Origin of the sequence: Blautia caecimuris (genome assembly GCF_024622975.1) — a bacterium.
Classification (GTDB): Bacteria; Bacillota; Clostridia; order Lachnospirales; family Lachnospiraceae; genus Blautia_A; species Blautia_A caecimuris.
Genome location: NZ_JANJZT010000034.1, coordinates 1 through 16,602, shown reverse-complemented (window position 1 = coordinate 16,602; position 16,602 = coordinate 1). Strand labels below are relative to the sequence as shown.

The 16,602-nt window shown below is 39.0% G+C and carries 15 protein-coding genes; 1 reads left to right on the top strand and 14 read right to left on the bottom strand.

All coding sequences use genetic code 11. The annotated features are described in order from the left end of the window. Nucleotides 1–9: 9 nt before the first annotated feature. The 9 genes from NSA57_RS16390 to NSA57_RS16350 all read right to left on the bottom strand — a co-directional run bounded on the left by NSA57_RS16390 (nt 10) and on the right by NSA57_RS16350 (nt 5,991). Complete coding sequence (locus NSA57_RS16390) at nt 10–891, bottom strand: replication initiator protein A (protein WP_257465464.1); 882 nt, start codon at nt 889–891, stop codon at nt 10–12. Further along, complete coding sequence (locus tag NSA57_RS16385) at nt 884–1,276, bottom strand: hypothetical protein (protein ID WP_012744317.1); 393 nt, start codon at nt 1,274–1,276, stop codon at nt 884–886. The genes NSA57_RS16390 and NSA57_RS16385 overlap by 8 nt, the downstream gene beginning before the upstream one ends. Before the next feature lie 13 nt (nt 1,277–1,289). Then, complete coding sequence (locus tag NSA57_RS16380) at nt 1,290–1,688, bottom strand: single-stranded DNA-binding protein (protein ID WP_005344165.1); 399 nt, start codon at nt 1,686–1,688, stop codon at nt 1,290–1,292. Nucleotides 1,689–1,701: 13 nt separating this feature from the next. Further along, entirely contained in the window at nt 1,702–2,100 is a 399-nt protein-coding gene (locus tag NSA57_RS16375; RefSeq protein ID WP_257465463.1) for a hypothetical protein, read from the bottom strand. Between the two features lie 127 nt (nt 2,101–2,227). Beyond that, nucleotides 2,228–2,539 (bottom strand): DUF6050 family protein, encoded by a 312-nt coding sequence (locus NSA57_RS16370; protein ID WP_257465462.1) that lies wholly within the window; start codon nt 2,537–2,539, stop codon nt 2,228–2,230. A 35-nt stretch (nt 2,540–2,574) separates the two neighbouring features. Next, on the bottom strand, nt 2,575–3,471 hold the full coding sequence (locus tag NSA57_RS16365; RefSeq protein WP_257465461.1) for a ParB/RepB/Spo0J family partition protein: 897 nt from the start codon (nt 3,469–3,471) through the stop codon (nt 2,575–2,577). Beyond that, a complete protein-coding gene (locus NSA57_RS16360) occupies nt 3,461–4,246 on the bottom strand; it encodes a ParA family protein (protein WP_257465460.1) in 786 nt (261 codons plus the stop codon). Before NSA57_RS16360 ends, NSA57_RS16365 begins: the two co-directional genes overlap by 11 nt. Before the next feature lie 257 nt (nt 4,247–4,503). Beyond that, nucleotides 4,504–5,565: an integrase DNA-binding domain-containing protein gene (locus NSA57_RS16355; RefSeq protein ID WP_257465459.1), complete on the bottom strand. Its 1,062-nt coding sequence runs from the start codon at nt 5,563–5,565 to the stop codon at nt 4,504–4,506. A 231-nt stretch (nt 5,566–5,796) separates the two neighbouring features. Beyond that, complete coding sequence (locus NSA57_RS16350; protein WP_002578394.1) at nt 5,797–5,991, bottom strand: hypothetical protein; 195 nt, start codon at nt 5,989–5,991, stop codon at nt 5,797–5,799. Between the two features lie 563 nt (nt 5,992–6,554). Between NSA57_RS16350 and NSA57_RS16345 the strand changes: the two genes are divergently transcribed. Beyond that, nucleotides 6,555–7,124: a helix-turn-helix domain-containing protein gene (locus NSA57_RS16345; protein ID WP_257465458.1), complete on the top strand. Its 570-nt coding sequence runs from the start codon at nt 6,555–6,557 to the stop codon at nt 7,122–7,124. Between the two features lie 215 nt (nt 7,125–7,339). Here the strand turns inward: NSA57_RS16345 and NSA57_RS16340 are convergent, their stop codons facing one another. From NSA57_RS16340 to NSA57_RS16320, 5 genes are read right to left on the bottom strand one after another with little or no spacing between them, the layout of a single operon-like run. After that, the gene (locus NSA57_RS16340; RefSeq protein ID WP_257465457.1) at nt 7,340–9,913 is read right to left on the bottom strand and encodes a TrlF family AAA-like ATPase; all 2,574 of its coding nucleotides are present in this window, start codon (nt 9,911–9,913) and stop codon (nt 7,340–7,342) included. 16 nt (nt 9,914–9,929) lie between these two features. Then, the gene (gene brxL, locus NSA57_RS16335) at nt 9,930–12,047 is read right to left on the bottom strand and encodes a protease Lon-related BREX system protein BrxL (RefSeq protein ID WP_257465456.1); all 2,118 of its coding nucleotides are present in this window, start codon (nt 12,045–12,047) and stop codon (nt 9,930–9,932) included. 20 nt (nt 12,048–12,067) lie between these two features. Then, nucleotides 12,068–14,710, bottom strand: coding sequence for a BREX-1 system phosphatase PglZ type A (gene pglZ, locus NSA57_RS16330; protein WP_257465455.1), 2,643 nt, complete (start codon nt 14,708–14,710; stop codon nt 12,068–12,070). Nucleotides 14,711–14,721: 11 nt separating this feature from the next. Next, nucleotides 14,722–16,191 carry an RNA-binding domain-containing protein gene (locus NSA57_RS16325; protein WP_257465454.1) on the bottom strand — a complete coding sequence of 490 codons (1,470 nt, stop codon included), beginning with the start codon at nt 16,189–16,191 and terminating at the stop codon, nt 14,722–14,724. A 46-nt stretch (nt 16,192–16,237) separates the two neighbouring features. After that, complete coding sequence (locus NSA57_RS16320) at nt 16,238–16,447, bottom strand: DUF3791 domain-containing protein (RefSeq protein WP_257465475.1); 210 nt, start codon at nt 16,445–16,447, stop codon at nt 16,238–16,240. Nucleotides 16,448–16,602: the final 155 nt, after the last annotated feature.

Genomic DNA, 16,602 nt, shown 5'->3' with positions numbered 1-16,602 from the left:
ATTTATTTCCTATTCTTCCTCATTATTAAAATCACACCCTGCTGCACTGCCTGTTCCATGACACATCTCATTAAACACAAAGTTGAAGCACATCATTAACTCACTCAGATAATAATTCCTTGCTTCTTTGTTGCAGGCATACATATCCTCAATATAAACCTCCTCGTTTCCATTCATTCGTGCGATCGTTTCCAGAACTTTCATAAACTTCTTATTAGAGCAGCACTCATACTGTTCATTTACATATTTCTGAATTTCCAGCACACGTTCAGGCTTTCCTTCACAAACAGATAACACGCCAAATGCCAGATCCATCCCAAACTCATAGCCATTGGCTTCTACGGCATCAATATCAAGATTACCTTCTTCATCGTAATAGCCACGCTCTTCCATAGGAGTCAATGGTGTCTCATATCCATCCAGATATCCCATATCAGCAATTGTTCCCAAAATATCTCTGGATGCTGCCACCATCTTGTCCATGATAATTTCTCTTTCTTCCATCGGCATATTTGCCATAATTCTGTCTAATGTCATCATTGATTCTTCCTCCATCTCATTTTCATAAATATCATTGATATAAAAATGGTTCACCTTTCCATTGTTTTGAACAATACGCACCAGCTTTCCAATCTTAACAAGTTCCTGTACTGCCTGATCTACGCCATATCGAGTCGTATTCAGGTCTTTCTTCATTTCGCTTTTTGGATAGATAACAAACAGATCTCCGTTATGATCTACCCAGCCATTCTGCACCGCAAATTTCAAACGATCCAGAAATAAGCTGTATAAAATTTTTGCTGTATTTGACAGATTTTTGAATTCTTCCACCTGGAACAGCATCTTTGGCACCTGCAAACAATCTACCGGCATATACTCCATCTTACTCATTGATTATTTCCTCCTTCTGTTTGTACAGCACTTCGGCTGAATTAATATTGATTTCCAGCATCCCTACAAATACCTGATAGTACAGCAGGCATATCTGTTCATCCTCTCTTGCCAGATACAATCCTTCCAGTTCATCGGACGGATGTTTCATTCCATATACCGCCTGACAGATATCATGGATTTTCTCACATTCCACACTTCTAAGATGCATCTCCAAGGTGTGGTTAAATCTCTGCCAGTCCTCCAGTTTCTGATTTACTGACATCATGCACTGGAACAGTTCCGCTGCTTCACATGCTGCTGACAGCACTACATTTTTGTTATTGATACTTCCATCGGCATTTTTCATATGCCCTACCATATACGCCTGATCTACTGAAACCATCTTTTATCCTCCTCTATCTAAACGGCATTTCCTCTTCCATGCCCTCTGGGATCTCTAAGAACCCTTCCGCATCTTCTGGAAACGGTGGTCTGTCAACCATTTTTGCACCTGCAAATTCAATCCGGTTTGCATACACTTCAGTGGTATAGATCTTTTTCCCGGTATCCTTATCTTCATAATTACCTGTGACAATCTCGCCTTCCACCATGACCTTTGTTCCCTGCATCAGATAATCTCTGGCAAATTCTGCTTTCTTTGCAAAAGCCTTTACCGGAATAAAACTGACTTCATCGGAATAATTTCTTCTGACTGCCAGAACAAACTTGGCAATCTTATGAAGTCCTTTTTCATTCTCCACTTCGTTGTATCCAGGATTTCTTACCAATCGCCCGGAAATAACTGTTGTATTCATTGGCTTAACCCTCCTATTCTTTCATTGATTTGTAACAGATACCGATACATGGTCCACATTTTCCATAGGCACATCCGTAACATTCATCTTTTTCCAACTCTTCCTGCTTCATTTCATCGGCAAACATTCCTAACAGCGTTGTGTAAATCTTTTTCATTGCCTGGAACTTCTCTTCTGCTTTTTTCATCTTCTCTTTGTAAAATGGAATCAGTCCACGAAGAACTGGATGGAAACGTTCATTTTCATCATCCCAGGCACAGGTTTTCATCATACAGCGTGGCTGTTTCTCATAATTGCCCAGATAATACGGGCAGAACGTACAACCTCTTTCTTTAACAATTTCCACCGGAATCACTGGCATCTGACTTTTGATTTCCTTTGTTACATGCTTACTTTCAATTCGCTCTCTCATCTTAAAAATCCTCCAAGTATATATATTTGCAAAAGGGATTTCCCCTGAATTGCCTGATTTTGGGTACAAAAAAAGAGGCAAGCTTACGATTTTATTTTCGCAAGCCTGCCTCTTATCAAATATTCAATTATTTTCCGATGATATATCGTAAGAAAACGTATACCGCACGGATTACATACACTGGAATCATGATACTTCCGATCAAAGCTCCAATGATGACACTTAATGCAGCCATCCCAAGTGTTGCTGTTATATCCATTCCTTTTGGAATCAGGATCAGCCGCATTTTATGTATTCCAAATGGAAGTCCGGAAAGAAATATCCACCAGAATAAGTCTGTCTGTCCACTGATTTTCATGATGGTGGATACCATCCAGAACCAGAATAGCATAAATGCCAGTGGCAATATTGATTTTTTAATTACATCTTCTATCATCATCTTTTCATTCCTTCTGTCCAACTTCGCATATCATATTATTGTTTTTCTGCCCATGATGCCAGGAGCATAAATATCACTTCTTCCATCTGAGCTTTAGAATATGACTCAGGAAAATACTGTTTCAGCTTTTTCGCCGGAATCTGTACCTGTACTTTCTCAGTACTTTCATTCATACAGATCTGGTCAATCTCTGAATATGTCAACATCTGCTCTTTTGAAATCTGCTTCAATTCCTTTGCCTGCTTCATAGACGGTACCATATTGTGATTACTCATATACTGAAGCAATATCTGTTGTTCTTCACTTCTCAAATATGAAACTTCAACAGCTGTATTAAAGGGAAGCTTCTTCTCGTCTGCCAGTTCTAAAAGTTCTGCGATTAACTCTGTCAGATGAATATATCGAAGAATCTGTCTGGAACTATCTCCTGTATTCTGACTGACTTCTTCTGCCGCCAACTTCTTGCCAACTTGGCAAGAAGTTAAATCAGACCGTTTTCCCTGACGCTTTAACGCCTCATATTTCATTTTATAAGCGAATGCCTTTTCACTGATCAACAGCTCTTCTCGTTGAATGTTGGAATCTACCATGATCACCGTCGCTTCATCATCTGTAAGATCTTTGATGATAACAGGCATTTTCTCTAATCCCGCAAGTTCACATGCTCGTTTTCGCCTATGACCAGCTACCAGCTCATAACCACCGGACTCTCTCAATCGCACAATACCAGGAACCAACACGCCATATTGTGTAATGCTTTCTGATAATTCTTCCATTTTCTTATCATCTTTTACTTGAAACGGGTGATTTGGAAATGGATGAAGGCTTCCTATTTCTATCTCACAAATTCCATTGTTTGTTTCTTCGTTTGTTCCAAATAACGCATCAAGTGGCTGTAAGGAAATGGGAGTTGCTCTTTTTTTAGATGGCATCTTTCAACACCTCCTCCGTCACTCTCCGATAAGCTTCTGTAGCTTTGCCTTTCGGATCATAAGAGAAAATACTCTGTCCTTCTCTGACTGCTTCCTTCATTCTTACAGAAAATGGAATATAATTATCAAAGATATGAATTTGACTTCCATATACATTTCTGAGAAGTTCCATGTTATTTCTGGCATCATTCGTATGAGCATCGACCATCGTAAACAAAATACCTCCGACTTGCAGCTTCGGATTGATCTGCTTACGGACCTTACCGATTGTTTTTAACAACTGCTGCAATCCTTTGATTGGCAGGTAGGATGCTTCAACTGGAATGAGGACTTCATCTGATGCAGCCAGCGCATTAATCGTAATCATTCCCAATGATGGCATACAATCAATGATAACTACATCATATTGATCTTTGATACCATATAATATCTGTTTCAATACATATTCCCTGCTCATTGCATTTACCAACTGTACTTCCGTACCTGCCAGTCCAATGTTAGAACAGATAATGTCTATTCCCTCTGCCTGATGTCTGATATAACAGTCTGAAGGAATATCTTCATCTTTCATTACTGCATCCATAAGAGCTGTAAGTGTTTCATTACTATCATCACAATCACGATATCCAAATCCTGCGGATACATCAGACTGTGGATCGGCATCTACAATCAACACTTTCATATTCTTTTGTGCTAATCCTACTGCTAAATTAGCTGTACATGCGGATTTTCCCGTTCCCCCTTTTTGGTTTACAATAGAAATAATTCTAGCCATTTTTCATCACCTTTCATCGTCGTCAATCAAAAAGAGGACTGAATTAGACATCCGGAATCTATATTCCGTGCGAGCTAATTCAGTCCTATAATTACAATAATTCTGTTGTTTTTACTCTTGTCTTACACAAATCCATTTCCAGTCTGGATCTGTAATAATTCATAATCTGGAATGACAGCGCTGTTTTATTTTTCCCTTTTCAGGGAGTTAAAAATAAGGACTAAATTAGTGCAACCCCTTGTATTTACTGGAGTTTTCTAACTTGTCCTTATTATAACTCGACCATGCGATGAAATAGGAGGCATCAGCTCCGGCTCTCGCTTCTCTTCTTCTGCCAGTTTGCTTTCTTTCTTATTATAGGCATTGACAATATTTTTCAGAAAGCTGTTCACTCCCGCCGGCATGATCGGACGTCCATGCTTTGTATTGAAGATGAATCCACTGCGTCCACCAATATCTACATTACTCTGTAAACCAAGCATCAGGTTCAGTTCTCTCTGTTTACGGAACGCATCATATACCATCTGTGTCATAGGAATATCTCTGATTCCTGCATCCGTTTTAGTTACTGAATCATGGAAACAATATCCTTCATCACCTTCATAATACACAAGCTGTCCACCTACATGAATCTCCCGGTTCTTCATATCCACATCTGACCAGGTTAAGCCGATAGTCTCACTCATTCTCAGGCAAGCCCCAAACATAACCTGCATCATTGGAAGATGAGGCTTATACACATTACTCTGTTCAACAAACTTCAGAAGTTTTTCCTGTTGTTCCAGTGTCAGTGCTTCTTTCTCCTTTGCCGGAGCCCCATAATCTCCAAGTGTTCCAGTTACCGGATTCTTACGGATAATCCCGTCTTCCACTGCCAGTTCAAAACTGGGATTCAATAAGCCATAAAGACCTTTGATCGTACTGTGTGCCAGTCCTTCATCTGATAATGCGGAAAAGAACGTTCTTACGTGAGATGTCTTAAAATCCACAACACGAATGTTTCCCAAAGTATTTCGTATCCGGTAGTCCCACATACGGATATAATTCTTTTTCGTTCTTTCCTTGATATTCTTTGTTGCCATGTATCGCTCAAACAACGTATTTACGGTCAGCTTCTTGACTGAGGCGTCTGTAATAAGCAGATCATCCATATCCTTATTGATCTTCTTTTCCATTTCTCGCAGACTCGCCAGATCAGCTGCATAAATCGAATTACGCTTTCCGGTAATTTCATCCTTGTAGCGATACTCATAACGTCCATCCGGGCGCTGATATTCACCTGTTTTTAAATTTCTGCCTTTATTATCTTTTCTTGCCATATCAATCATTCCTTTCACTTCATTTTTCGTTATTCGGAATGATTTTTGTCCTGTCGGTACCAGTCATTTACTGTCTGATATCTGCTCACAGATTAACATAATATTTTATGATTTCCAAGGGTAAATTCCTGCAAAATGCTAATTTTTATTTGCCTTTTTTACAGGAATATTTTTCCCTTTTCACTTTTCATTCCGAAGGAAAGTTGTTGTATTTTATCCTCTCATCTTTCATTACACTGCCATTGCATCAAGATATTTTTTTATCTTATCCACGTTATAAAGAACACGTCTTCCAACAATCACTCTTGCTTCTGCATAGTCTGCAATTTTCTTTGCAGTTACTTCTCCGCAGGATAACATTGCCATTAATCCTTCAATATCTACCGTCAGACGATTCTCAGCCTTATACTCTGTTGTTTTTCTCATGATGCACATACCTCCTTTCCTCCGTATTCTTCTGCATCACCTCCCAGACAGCGGTTATGCCCGTTGTCAGTACATCTACTTTTTGTTTGGACTTCTTACGATGATTTTCCATTCTGTTCGGCGTGTTGGCTTCCATTTGTATATGGCGGTGTCAACGTTACAATTGACCTCTATCAGAAATCTTTCTGAATACTGGCAGCTTCTTCTCAAGCATACCAGCCGTTGCCGGAGTATCTTCGGTTTCCACATACTACTCTCTGATACAGCGGTGGAATCCTGTGTTACCTTTAAGCCCGAAAGGCACCCATACAGCTCATTCAATTTTCAAGGTTCAATAATCAAAAGTTTTGTAGGTATACATTTTTGTACCTATTTGATTTAATGCCATTATATCCCCCGTTACTGCTAATGTCAATAGCACTTCATGCGTTTTAGGTTCTTTTTTGTACTCTTTTTTATTGATTTTCTGCTAGTTTGTGTTATAATATGGACAAATAGTTATTCATTTTTTGATTTTACTATCTTCAATGGATGTTTATCAGGACTAATGCAGAGGTGACTTTATGAATTTTAATCTGAAACTAAAAAAAATCCGGACATTCCGGAAAATGACACAAAAAGAACTGTCAGAGAAGATCGGACTGACCGATCAACATAGAATTGTACAATACGAAAAAGGCGTTCGTGTTCCCAAAAAAGATCTGGTCGATAAAATGGCTACGGCTCTTGATGTTAATCCTTATACCCTCTATGATACCGCTGGACGTGACGCTTCCGAAATGATGGAACTGCTTTTCTGGCTGGATGAATTTAATCCATCTGCCCTGCACCTGTTTCTTCCTCGGAAATTTCCTGGTGAAAAATGTAATGAAGTAGCAGACACTTCCGTTTACTACCATGATAACGATAGCTGGCCTGCCCATGCTCCTGTCTGTATGTGGTTTGATTATGGGGTTCTGAATGATTTTCTGAAAGAATGGGTAGTTCGAATGGATGAACTGAAATCCGGTGTGATTACCAGAGACGAGTATTTTGAATGGAAAATCAATTGGCCGTATACCTGTGATGATTGTGGAAAGTTTGAACCTAAGAAACAATGGCGCTCTGCAAAATCAGAACTCAGTGAAACTTAGCAAAACTTAAATTCACTGCTTTTTTCTCTTTAGCAAAAGAAAAAGCACTGTAAAAACCAATAATCCAACGGTTTTCAGTGCTTTTTTCATGTTTTTCCTATTAAATTTTCCTCAGACACCTATATAAGTGAAACTTAGCGAAACTTAAATTATGTCCAATATGGAATATACATATTTGTTTGTTCTTGATTTTTTAATCTGATCATCTATGCAATCTATTTCCATGATGTATAAATTAATTGCCTTTTATCAAATGCTTCCTCTCCGCCTTCCATAATATCTACAATTTGCTTATGTGTAGATTTCAGGTCAATATTCCCTTGCGATATATCAATCGTTGTATCTTGATACTCAACCACAAAAATTCTTTCAGCATCACCCAGAACTGGAATGTTAGCATTGTGTGTAGCAAAAATAAATTGTATATCTTGTTTCTTTTTCGCAATTGCTGTAATTACTTCATCGTAAATAATTTTATTATCCAAATCATCTTCTGGCTGATCTATAAGAATAATATCATTATCAGACTGCATGAGTATAAACAATATAAGAGCTGACGCACGCTGCCCTATTGAATGGTGTCGTAATAATTTGTCATGATAATATATTTCAACATTATTGGAAACCTGATTCTTCAGAAGATCCGCATACTGATCTTGCAATTTTTTATCAAGCTTTGTATATTCTGAGGATGAAATAATTTCCTTGATTTTCATACCATCACATAATATCCAGTCTTCTATAAGCTCCACATAATCTCTAAACGTGTCACATAAGTATTGATATTTTATTTCAGAAATACCTGACCCCCTAAAATCAGTCTTCATCTGTGATTTAAAATTATCTCTGTCACCTTTAAAATCAATAGTGATTTTTAATTCATTTTGTGATTCATTAATTTTCTGAATTTCAAGTTTATATGCATTGAATTGTTCTAATAATATATCATTTCTTTCACGCATTGCTTTCTTGAATGCACTTTCTATTTGTTTTTTGGATTTAGCTCGTTCATCTAGTTGCTTTAAATTCTCTTTATATTTTTCCAGCTCTTCTGTCATTTTGACAAATCCATCAATATCTAACGTATCATCTTTGATTTCTCTTTTTATTTCAGCAAATTCATCAGATAATCCATCTATTTTTTTCGATAACATTTCCACTACATCTGCAAATTCTAACGAATTACTTTCTATCTGCGTGACGGCCTCTCCAATTTTTAAAATTTCATTTCCAATTGCACTTAAAATATCACTTGCCTTCTTTATAATATCAGAATTATAAACACTTTCCACGCCCTGCAAGCCTAAAGTCACATCTTTATTATTATCATAACACTTTTTTAATTCTCGTACTGCTGAATCAATTCGTCCTTTTACAGAATCCAACTTTGCTTTATCTGTTGTGTATCCAGTTTGTTTTTTTAATTTTTCTGCAACGCCTTTTTCCTTGTAAATAGACATTTTATGCTCAACTTCAGATTTTTTAATTTTGTATTCCTCAATCTGCTCTGGAATTTTATTCGCATCTAATAATTGAGAAACCGATGTTGTCAACTCCTTCACACAAGATGTTATTTCTGCACTTTTCCCTATTTTTCCACCAACCAATATCTCAAGAAGACCATTTTCATGATCAGCACTATTTGATAGATCTTTTTGCCCAAAATATTGAATTCCATCAAACAAGCTTGACGGTTGTATATTTAAGTCAAGTCCATTTTCATCTATAACATTACTCTGTTCTCCGTATATACGACTAACAATATAATGTTTGCCATGTTTATCAACAACAGATAATGTTGCTTTTCCTCCTGAGCCAAAAATATTTTTTATCAGTGATTCTTTATATTCTTTATCTGTTTGCAACGGTAAATCAAATATATAACGAATTGCTTCAAGCACAGACGACTTTCCACTTCCGCGAATTCCAATTAACGAATTAAGCTCTGATGAAAATCTAATAGTCTGACCATCAAATTTTCCGCCTTGAAAACTTATAGATTCAATATACCCATGTCTTCTTTCCGGTAATGATTCAGCAACTCTACTTTTATAGTCCTGTAATGCAAATTTAATCGCCGCATATGAATATTCTCCGATTTTTAAATATGTTTGTTTATCGCCTTTTCCAATATCTTTCAATGATTTAGGATCCGATCCTTCTATAAGAGCTGGAATATATCCAAAACAACGATTAAATTTATTTATATTATCCCTTGTCCTCGATTTTTGTATTCCTAAAACTCGTTTTCTAAACGGAGCAAGCCCTGAGAGCGATTCTAAAAGACCGCCTCCACATTCGTTAAACAAACCACTGCCTTGATCAACATGGGCAAATATTACAAAATAATCTTTTCCATACTCCTCCAGTTTTTCCAATGTGCTTTTTAAATCATAACAACATTTTGTATTTCTATTTTCAGGATTAGATATTGTTGCAAATGCGGCTGTTAAAAATGTTTGAATGTGATTATTGCCATTTTCTAACCATTCATCAGGATTAAAAACTATAAGAGTATGTATACCATTAGCTCCCTCTTTAACAGGCAATTCTACACCAGGTAATATAAATATTTTTTCTTTGCTTGCTACCCTTTTTAAGGCTTTATATTCATCTTTGTCAAATTTATTATGATTGGTAATAACTCCAACAGAAATATTAGCTTGTTTCAATGCCGAAATATATGATTTCACAAAATCATTTGGTTCACCACTATATGAAAATTCTTTATCTTTTTGTGTATGCAGATGAAAATCTGCCCTTAAAAATTCAAGCCCTGATTCAAACATTTTATCCCTCCTTATATTACTCTACCCCCAACGCCTTAAACACCGCATCTTCCGCACTCTGATACGGAATCAGCTGAAATGCACTCATCAGATCAGCCGGAACGCTTGCAAAATCAACAAATGAGGTACTTGGTATCAGCACCTTCTTTGCACCGCTATCCAAGCACACTTGAAGCGTGTTTGCAAGTTCATCCACCTTTATCATTGTGCCACTAATTGTTATATCTCCCAACACTGCCAAGTTGCTGACAACAGGCTTTCCAAGGGCAATCGAACAAAGTGCAATCAATGTTGGAAGTGCCAATTTGTCTGTCATACCGATACCCTGCAAATCCTGATAATTGATGATGTAATCCTTGGTCGAGGTGCTGATAGAGCCACTGATCCGATTGCCGTTGGCTTTCAGATAATTAAATGCCGTGTTCACCGCTTCCTTGCATTTAGAATCACTGCCTAAGCCAGTCCGTTCAATTTTGCCATTGCCTGGAAGCATCTGACTTTCCAAACGGAATACACCAATCATGCCACTTTTTCCTCTGGATACGGTATAAACCTGTCCCGGATTACACATTCCATCCGGTATCAGCTTACCGCCACCTTGCTCCGGTATAGAAACATAATGTTCTGACATATCCTCCAGGTCGATATAGGAGAAATTCACATCATAAAACTCCATACCGCCCAGCTTTTTCAATTGCTCCTTGACACGGCGACGCATTTCCAATGCAATCTGAATAACTTCTTCCAATTCCTCTTTGGTAAATTCACCATTCGGGTACATCAGCTTCAGATAACCGTCTACCAAGCGGCGGACTGCAATGGTATCACGCTGATTCAGGTTTCTTCCCAGACGAAAATAGTGGTCAAATGCGTCACCATATTGTTCCTTACGAAGTTCTCGGATAAATTCAGCCAGATAATCACTGATAAAACCGTAATCATCAGTAAAATGCTCCGGTCTGAACTTCGGTATCTCCCAGCCTGGAAGATAACAGTGCATACGATCAAGAAATGCTGTATCTGTTCCCATTTCCTGCGGGAAAGGTGCAAACAGACTGGACGTTTTCAACAGCACGTCCACACTCTGATTGATATTTCCCACAAATACCATGGACGCAGTAGCAGCTTTTTCTTCTTTGCCACGGGCAAAAGAGCCGGATGCCATGTAATCCTTCATAATCTGAATGCCATCTTTATCCTTGAACTTGATACCTGCCACTTCATCAAAAGCAACGCAGTCCCACAATCCGACCAAGCCGACTGTTTTGCGTCCCATATTGTAAAAGAGGTTTGCAACGGTCGTCTGTCCACCGGAAATCAAAATACTGTTGGGAGAAATCTCTTTGTAGAGATGGGACTTACCAGTGCTTCTCGGTCCCAACTCACAAAGGTTAAAATTGTTCTCAACCAATGGAATCATACGGGTCAGGAGCAGCCATTTCTCACGGTATGTAAATTCATCCGGCTCCATGCCGATAGAACGGAGAAGAATATCCAGCCACTCATCTTTGGTAAAGGCTTTTCGTCCCTGCTTCAACTCGTCAATATCAATGTGCGGCATCTGGATTGGTGTCAGCTTACGGATACTGATCGGAGAAATATCTTTTTGCTTTTTCTGTTTGGAACGAAGCGGATTCCCATCAATATCCTCAATGCCAAAGTTATTGTCACCTTCAACCTCATAATCCAGCTGAACAATACACCAGATACCGCCACAGAGCAGGCGATCAAATTTTTCTGGATATTCATCGGCAATCGGTACATTACCAATGCCCAAATTAGAAAACTCTGCAAAAAAGCAATCCTTTTTCATATCCAGTCGAACAGTCACCATATCAATGATCGTGTGACTACCTTTTTTTCGCAACTGAGACAGAATCTTCTGTGATTCATCCGGACGTACAAAGTTGTCAGCAAGAATACGCTTCACATTCTGTACACCTTTCTCTATAACAGTCTCATCATCTGAACTGCAATACTGTCCCAACAAGAACTCAAGAACATACACTGGGACATTCGCCCCTTCTTTGATTTTCTTTGTCAGGTCTTTCCGAACAATCTTACCGTCAAAGTTCTGACGGAGCTTGTTCTTTATTTCTTCACGGGTACTTTCACCCTCTGTAAATTGCTCCATCTTTCTCTCCTCCTGCGGCATTAACTAAAAAAATCAAACTCGTCCACCGCAAAAGCGATGTCAATCTGGAATGGCTCCCGCTGTGGCATCTGTAATCCCTGTTCATCTGCAATTACCAGATAATAAGTAGCTGTATTGCTGTATTTCAGAGATTTCAAATTAAACTGACAACGGAAAGTTCTTTCTGCACCGTTATCGCTGGTCTTATCTGCAATAATCTTCTGAACATCGCTAATCTGCTTGCCATCCTCATCTGTAAAGTAAACCTGATAGATTGCTGCTTCACGGTTTGTACTGACTGCATCTTTTTGATAGAAGTTCAATGAAAAAATCATATTGCTGATTTTACGGTTTGCGGACAGTAACTTGACCGTTACCGGCTTGGTATCATATTTCTGCTTATTTCGCTTATATTCCATAGAATCGTTGCGGAGATAATGATACTCAATCACCGGAACAACCATTTCCTGCAAACTGATACCACCATGCACAAAATTCATTCCGCCACCATTCATTTTGATACGAATACTTTCTCTCGGTGCAAATCCATCAAATTCTGTATTTCCTCCCAGGAATTTTACAGGCATCAAGTAATCTGGTTGCACACCTTTCTGCATAATTGCATATCTTCTGCCATATTCTACACACCGCTTGATGCTTTCTTTTTTTGTAATGTCAGAGTTTGTTACATCCACATCAAAAAAACCTCTTTTATCTACTTTGTCCTCTTCCTTCAAAGGACTGTATGTATAAAGAAATCCATGATCTGCCGTAATTAGAATATTCGTTCCACCAAATTCATTTACAATGATACGCACAAGATTCTTCAATTCTGAAATCGCCTTGTCACACGCAGCAAAAACAGCAGTATCCGAAGTGTGGCTGGCTTCATCAATGGTATCGTGGTAAATATAGACCACATCCATACCTTTTACCAAAGCACTTCTTTCCGCTCGTTTCATAGCAATGATGTCATTATACTTTAAGGCCACGCTTGCCGAATCTTCTGTTTTCAGAACCTTGTCCCTATAAGTACTTGCCGTAGACTGTCCATCTGCCAAAACCGTCAAAATATCGTTCCGAACCTCTACTGTCAATTCTTTGTGCGGCAACAAAGCTGCCATACCAAACTTTGTAGTAGAAGGGAAAATGCTCTGCATACTGCTGATAGAAACCTTACTTTGCGTTTCTCGCTGAAGCTGATCTGCCATCGTAGCCGCCACTTCATAACGCATGGCATCTGAGATAATTACAAATACTTTCGTATCCGAGGTTTGGATACGTGAACGGTAAAAATCCTCCTGTTGCGGTACTTCCAGAACTTTACCGTAAATTTCCAGTTCATCCGCACATACATCCGACCAGTTGTTGCCCAACTCACCTAAGAACCAATGATTATAGAGTCCTTCCACTTTATCGACAACGTGCTTGAATAGATCATCTAGCAGAATATTGGAAGTCTCCAAACTCTTTTGAAAACTAAGATGGAACAAACGGTAATAAGTGTCCATCTGATAGTAACTCTCTGTATATTCTTTCCAGATACTTTTCGCTTCTGCGGTATGGAATCCGGCAGAATGTTCCTTAAAGAAACTTTGCATATTCGCCACTTGTAAGATACCGTCATAAAAATTCTCAAATGGCTCATACCATACACAAGTTCTCCGTTTTTCAACGGTATTCGTAATGGTATCCACATCAATGATATGGTCACTGATCTCTGTCATTATCTTTGTCAGAATCACTTCGTTAATACACGGAAAGCACTCTGTTCCTACCAAATCCTCTACCGTCAGCTTTTCAAAGCGCTGATGAAGACGAGCTTCATCCTCAACATAACGTGCCACATCATATAATTGCGGAATGTTATCACTATGAAGCCATTCAGAAATAAAATCATAGCAATATGCCTGATGTGGCATAGAAATAAAGCCGTCCAGTCCGGCAAGATATTCCTGCCGCATGGTACGGGTCGCTGCAGTTAAAAGCAGATGAATTGCCAACTGCCCAAGGTCTGGTTCTTCCTCCACAAATCCACATCCCTGACGAACCATCGCCCAAAAAGCTGCGTCTGCATGATATTTTACAAAATCCTGATAAACCGTATTATTATTCAAATCCAGTCCCGCCTGGAACACACTACGGAGAATCATATTGGGCTGTGCATCTTTCAATCCACAGATTGCCGCCATGACAGCCATGTGTAACTGTGCCGGTGTTTCCGGAACTTTATTCTGTGTACTAACTTTCAAACGACGGTCTTTCGCATTGAAGTAAGCACGATAATTTTTAACCTGTTTCCTCATTGCCGGATTTGATATAAGCCCCATCTCATCCATCCAAATAGAAATCAGATCCGCCCGAAACTCTTCGCTGTAAAGCTCCACGTCCAGAAGCCAGTTATCATCTGGGCGGTTATAGACACACGGACTGTAAACCAGATAATTTGTGGTCAAATCATCTATTGAAAGTAATTTTTTTACAGAAAACGCATTATTTCCAGTCAGTGCAATCACCTTTGCATTTTCCAAAACCACTTCATCCAGTTTATCCTCAAATTCCTTATCTTCATCGTACCAGAAGATAATACGACGCTGGTAAAATTCTGGCAGAGGAGCCGCGAACCTGCGATTTAAATCCTGTATTACTTTGTCTGTATCCATGCTTGCTCCTCCTACCTTATAATTATCCAATTTGCTTTTCGCTTAGTTCCGTTCTGTACTAATCTACCTTTTTCCTGTAAAGAAGCGAACATTCGAGAAACCGTTCTTTTTGACACGCCTATCTCCTCTGCGTAATATGACTGTGTTGCAGACGGATTTTTCTCTATAAGCTGCAACAATTTTTCTATCTGCGTCTGTTCCTTATTAAGCGGCACTTCAATACTATTAGTGCCATTTTCGGTATCATTAACGCCATTAATGCCATTTCCAGTGCCATTGGCATTAATCATGGCGTTATTTGTATCAACCTGACCTCTATAAATATTGATACGCAAATCTACTTCGCCACCAATAAACTCCGGCTCCCGCAATCCGGCAGCTTTTACTTTATCAATAATTCTCGGAATGCCGCTCCCCCAATGCTCAATCAGGTTCATATAGGCAAACGCATGGGCAAGGGCTTCATTTCTGATTTTAGAATAGCCTTCTTTCATACGCTCCATCGTTTGTCCCATTGGCAGCTTTCCCGGAGAAGTGATTTCCAATCGGTTGTCATATACCGCAACCTGTATCGTACCATGATCCAGATAACTACGATGTACCATAGCATTGATAATCAACTCACGAATGGCATCTGGTGGAATCTCATAAACATCCTGGCGATAAATTCCCACAATTGTAGCACCCAGATGAATATTTCTCAAAACAAACTGAAATGCTTCGTCTATCTGTTCCCAAAGCGGACCGGTATATTCTCTACGGTCAACAAATACTGCTTTCGTTGTCCCTTTGAACACACCACATTGGGTTGCAACATGAAGTCCTACGTTACCAGTCAAAATAGCAAAAGCATTAGACGGATAATCTTTTCCCTCACGCTCAATCAAAATGCCCCAGGAGCGCAACTGCTGTCTGCCTACATCTTTAATCACTGCTTTCTGTTCCTCTGTACGGGCATTTCTGACAGCCTGCTCTTTCATAGCTTTGCAAAGGGCATCTATATCTTCCTCTGTAACATTTAACCCAGTACATAAAGCCTGATCATAGTAGCGGTTACTGCCCTCAAACAACAACTCCTTTACCATATACTCATCGGCAAGGCGGGTAGTTCCGGCAACACGGACATACACACCACCATCTCTACCAAGAGCTTTGATATAATATGGACGTTGTCTGCCCTCAGAAACCTCTACCACGATGACAGTCTTACCATCAACCGTCTGTAAAGTAATATCCGGGATGATTGCCGGTTCACAGCTGTCTGATACGGCATTGGCAATGGCATCCATTTTCTTGAACACCTCTTCCTTGTCAAAGCCAACAACCTCTCTGGTTTTATCGGCAATTCCGAAGATGATTTTTCCTCCGGTTCCATTTGCAAAAGCAACCACAGACTTCATATATTTGATACTTTTCTCCGGCAGGTTCTCTTTAAACTCCACATTCTTCGATTCCCCTGCAAGAATTTCTTCTATGGTCATAGTAACACCTCCCTCTCAATTTGCTACGCAGTGCATAGCCTTTTTATTATTTCATCTGATATTCCAGTCTTAATTCCTCTGCAAGATACAAATCACTCATGCAGTGCATATCAGAAACACCGTCACGCATTAACTGATAGACTTCAGAATGATAAAATAATCCCAATGCCGTATCCAGTGAAAATCCCTGCTGTTTAGCAAAACATTCAATAACACAAGCATATTTTTTCTGAAGCAAAATCGGGTTTGCTGTCATAGTCGGATTTTTGATTTTTTCTTCAGCCATCATATGCAAGCTTTTCCTTTCTTTTACCAGAACCAGAACTCTTTTTCCTTTTTCTTGAGTTTCCGCAAAATGTAATTTCAAAATGAATAGAATCTCCTAAAGTGTCAATCTGCCGATTTTTGAAA

Excerpts from the sequence above, each read along its gene's own strand:
- NSA57_RS16390 (WP_257465464.1), bottom strand. The coding sequence starts at position 891 with ATGAGTAAGATGGAGTATATGCCGGTAGATTGTTTGCAGGTGCCAAAG.
- NSA57_RS16385 (WP_012744317.1), bottom strand. The coding sequence starts at position 1,276 with ATGGTTTCAGTAGATCAGGCGTATATGGTAGGGCATATGAAAAATGCC.
- NSA57_RS16380 (WP_005344165.1), bottom strand. The coding sequence starts at position 1,688 with ATGAATACAACAGTTATTTCCGGGCGATTGGTAAGAAATCCTGGATAC.
- NSA57_RS16375 (WP_257465463.1), bottom strand. The coding sequence starts at position 2,100 with ATGAGAGAGCGAATTGAAAGTAAGCATGTAACAAAGGAAATCAAAAGT.
- NSA57_RS16370 (WP_257465462.1), bottom strand. The coding sequence starts at position 2,539 with ATGATGATAGAAGATGTAATTAAAAAATCAATATTGCCACTGGCATTT.
- NSA57_RS16365 (WP_257465461.1), bottom strand. The coding sequence starts at position 3,471 with ATGCCATCTAAAAAAAGAGCAACTCCCATTTCCTTACAGCCACTTGAT.
- NSA57_RS16360 (WP_257465460.1), bottom strand. The coding sequence starts at position 4,246 with ATGGCTAGAATTATTTCTATTGTAAACCAAAAAGGGGGAACGGGAAAA.
- NSA57_RS16355 (WP_257465459.1), bottom strand. The coding sequence starts at position 5,565 with ATGGCAAGAAAAGATAATAAAGGCAGAAATTTAAAAACAGGTGAATAT.
- NSA57_RS16350 (WP_002578394.1), bottom strand. The coding sequence starts at position 5,991 with ATGAGAAAAACAACAGAGTATAAGGCTGAGAATCGTCTGACGGTAGAT.
- NSA57_RS16345 (WP_257465458.1), top strand. The coding sequence starts at position 6,555 with ATGAATTTTAATCTGAAACTAAAAAAAATCCGGACATTCCGGAAAATG.
- NSA57_RS16340 (WP_257465457.1), bottom strand. The coding sequence starts at position 9,913 with ATGTTTGAATCAGGGCTTGAATTTTTAAGGGCAGATTTTCATCTGCAT.
- brxL (WP_257465456.1), bottom strand. The coding sequence starts at position 12,047 with ATGGAGCAATTTACAGAGGGTGAAAGTACCCGTGAAGAAATAAAGAAC.
- pglZ (WP_257465455.1), bottom strand. The coding sequence starts at position 14,710 with ATGGATACAGACAAAGTAATACAGGATTTAAATCGCAGGTTCGCGGCT.
- NSA57_RS16325 (WP_257465454.1), bottom strand. The coding sequence starts at position 16,191 with ATGACCATAGAAGAAATTCTTGCAGGGGAATCGAAGAATGTGGAGTTT.
- NSA57_RS16320 (WP_257465475.1), bottom strand. The coding sequence starts at position 16,447 with ATGACAGCAAACCCGATTTTGCTTCAGAAAAAATATGCTTGTGTTATT.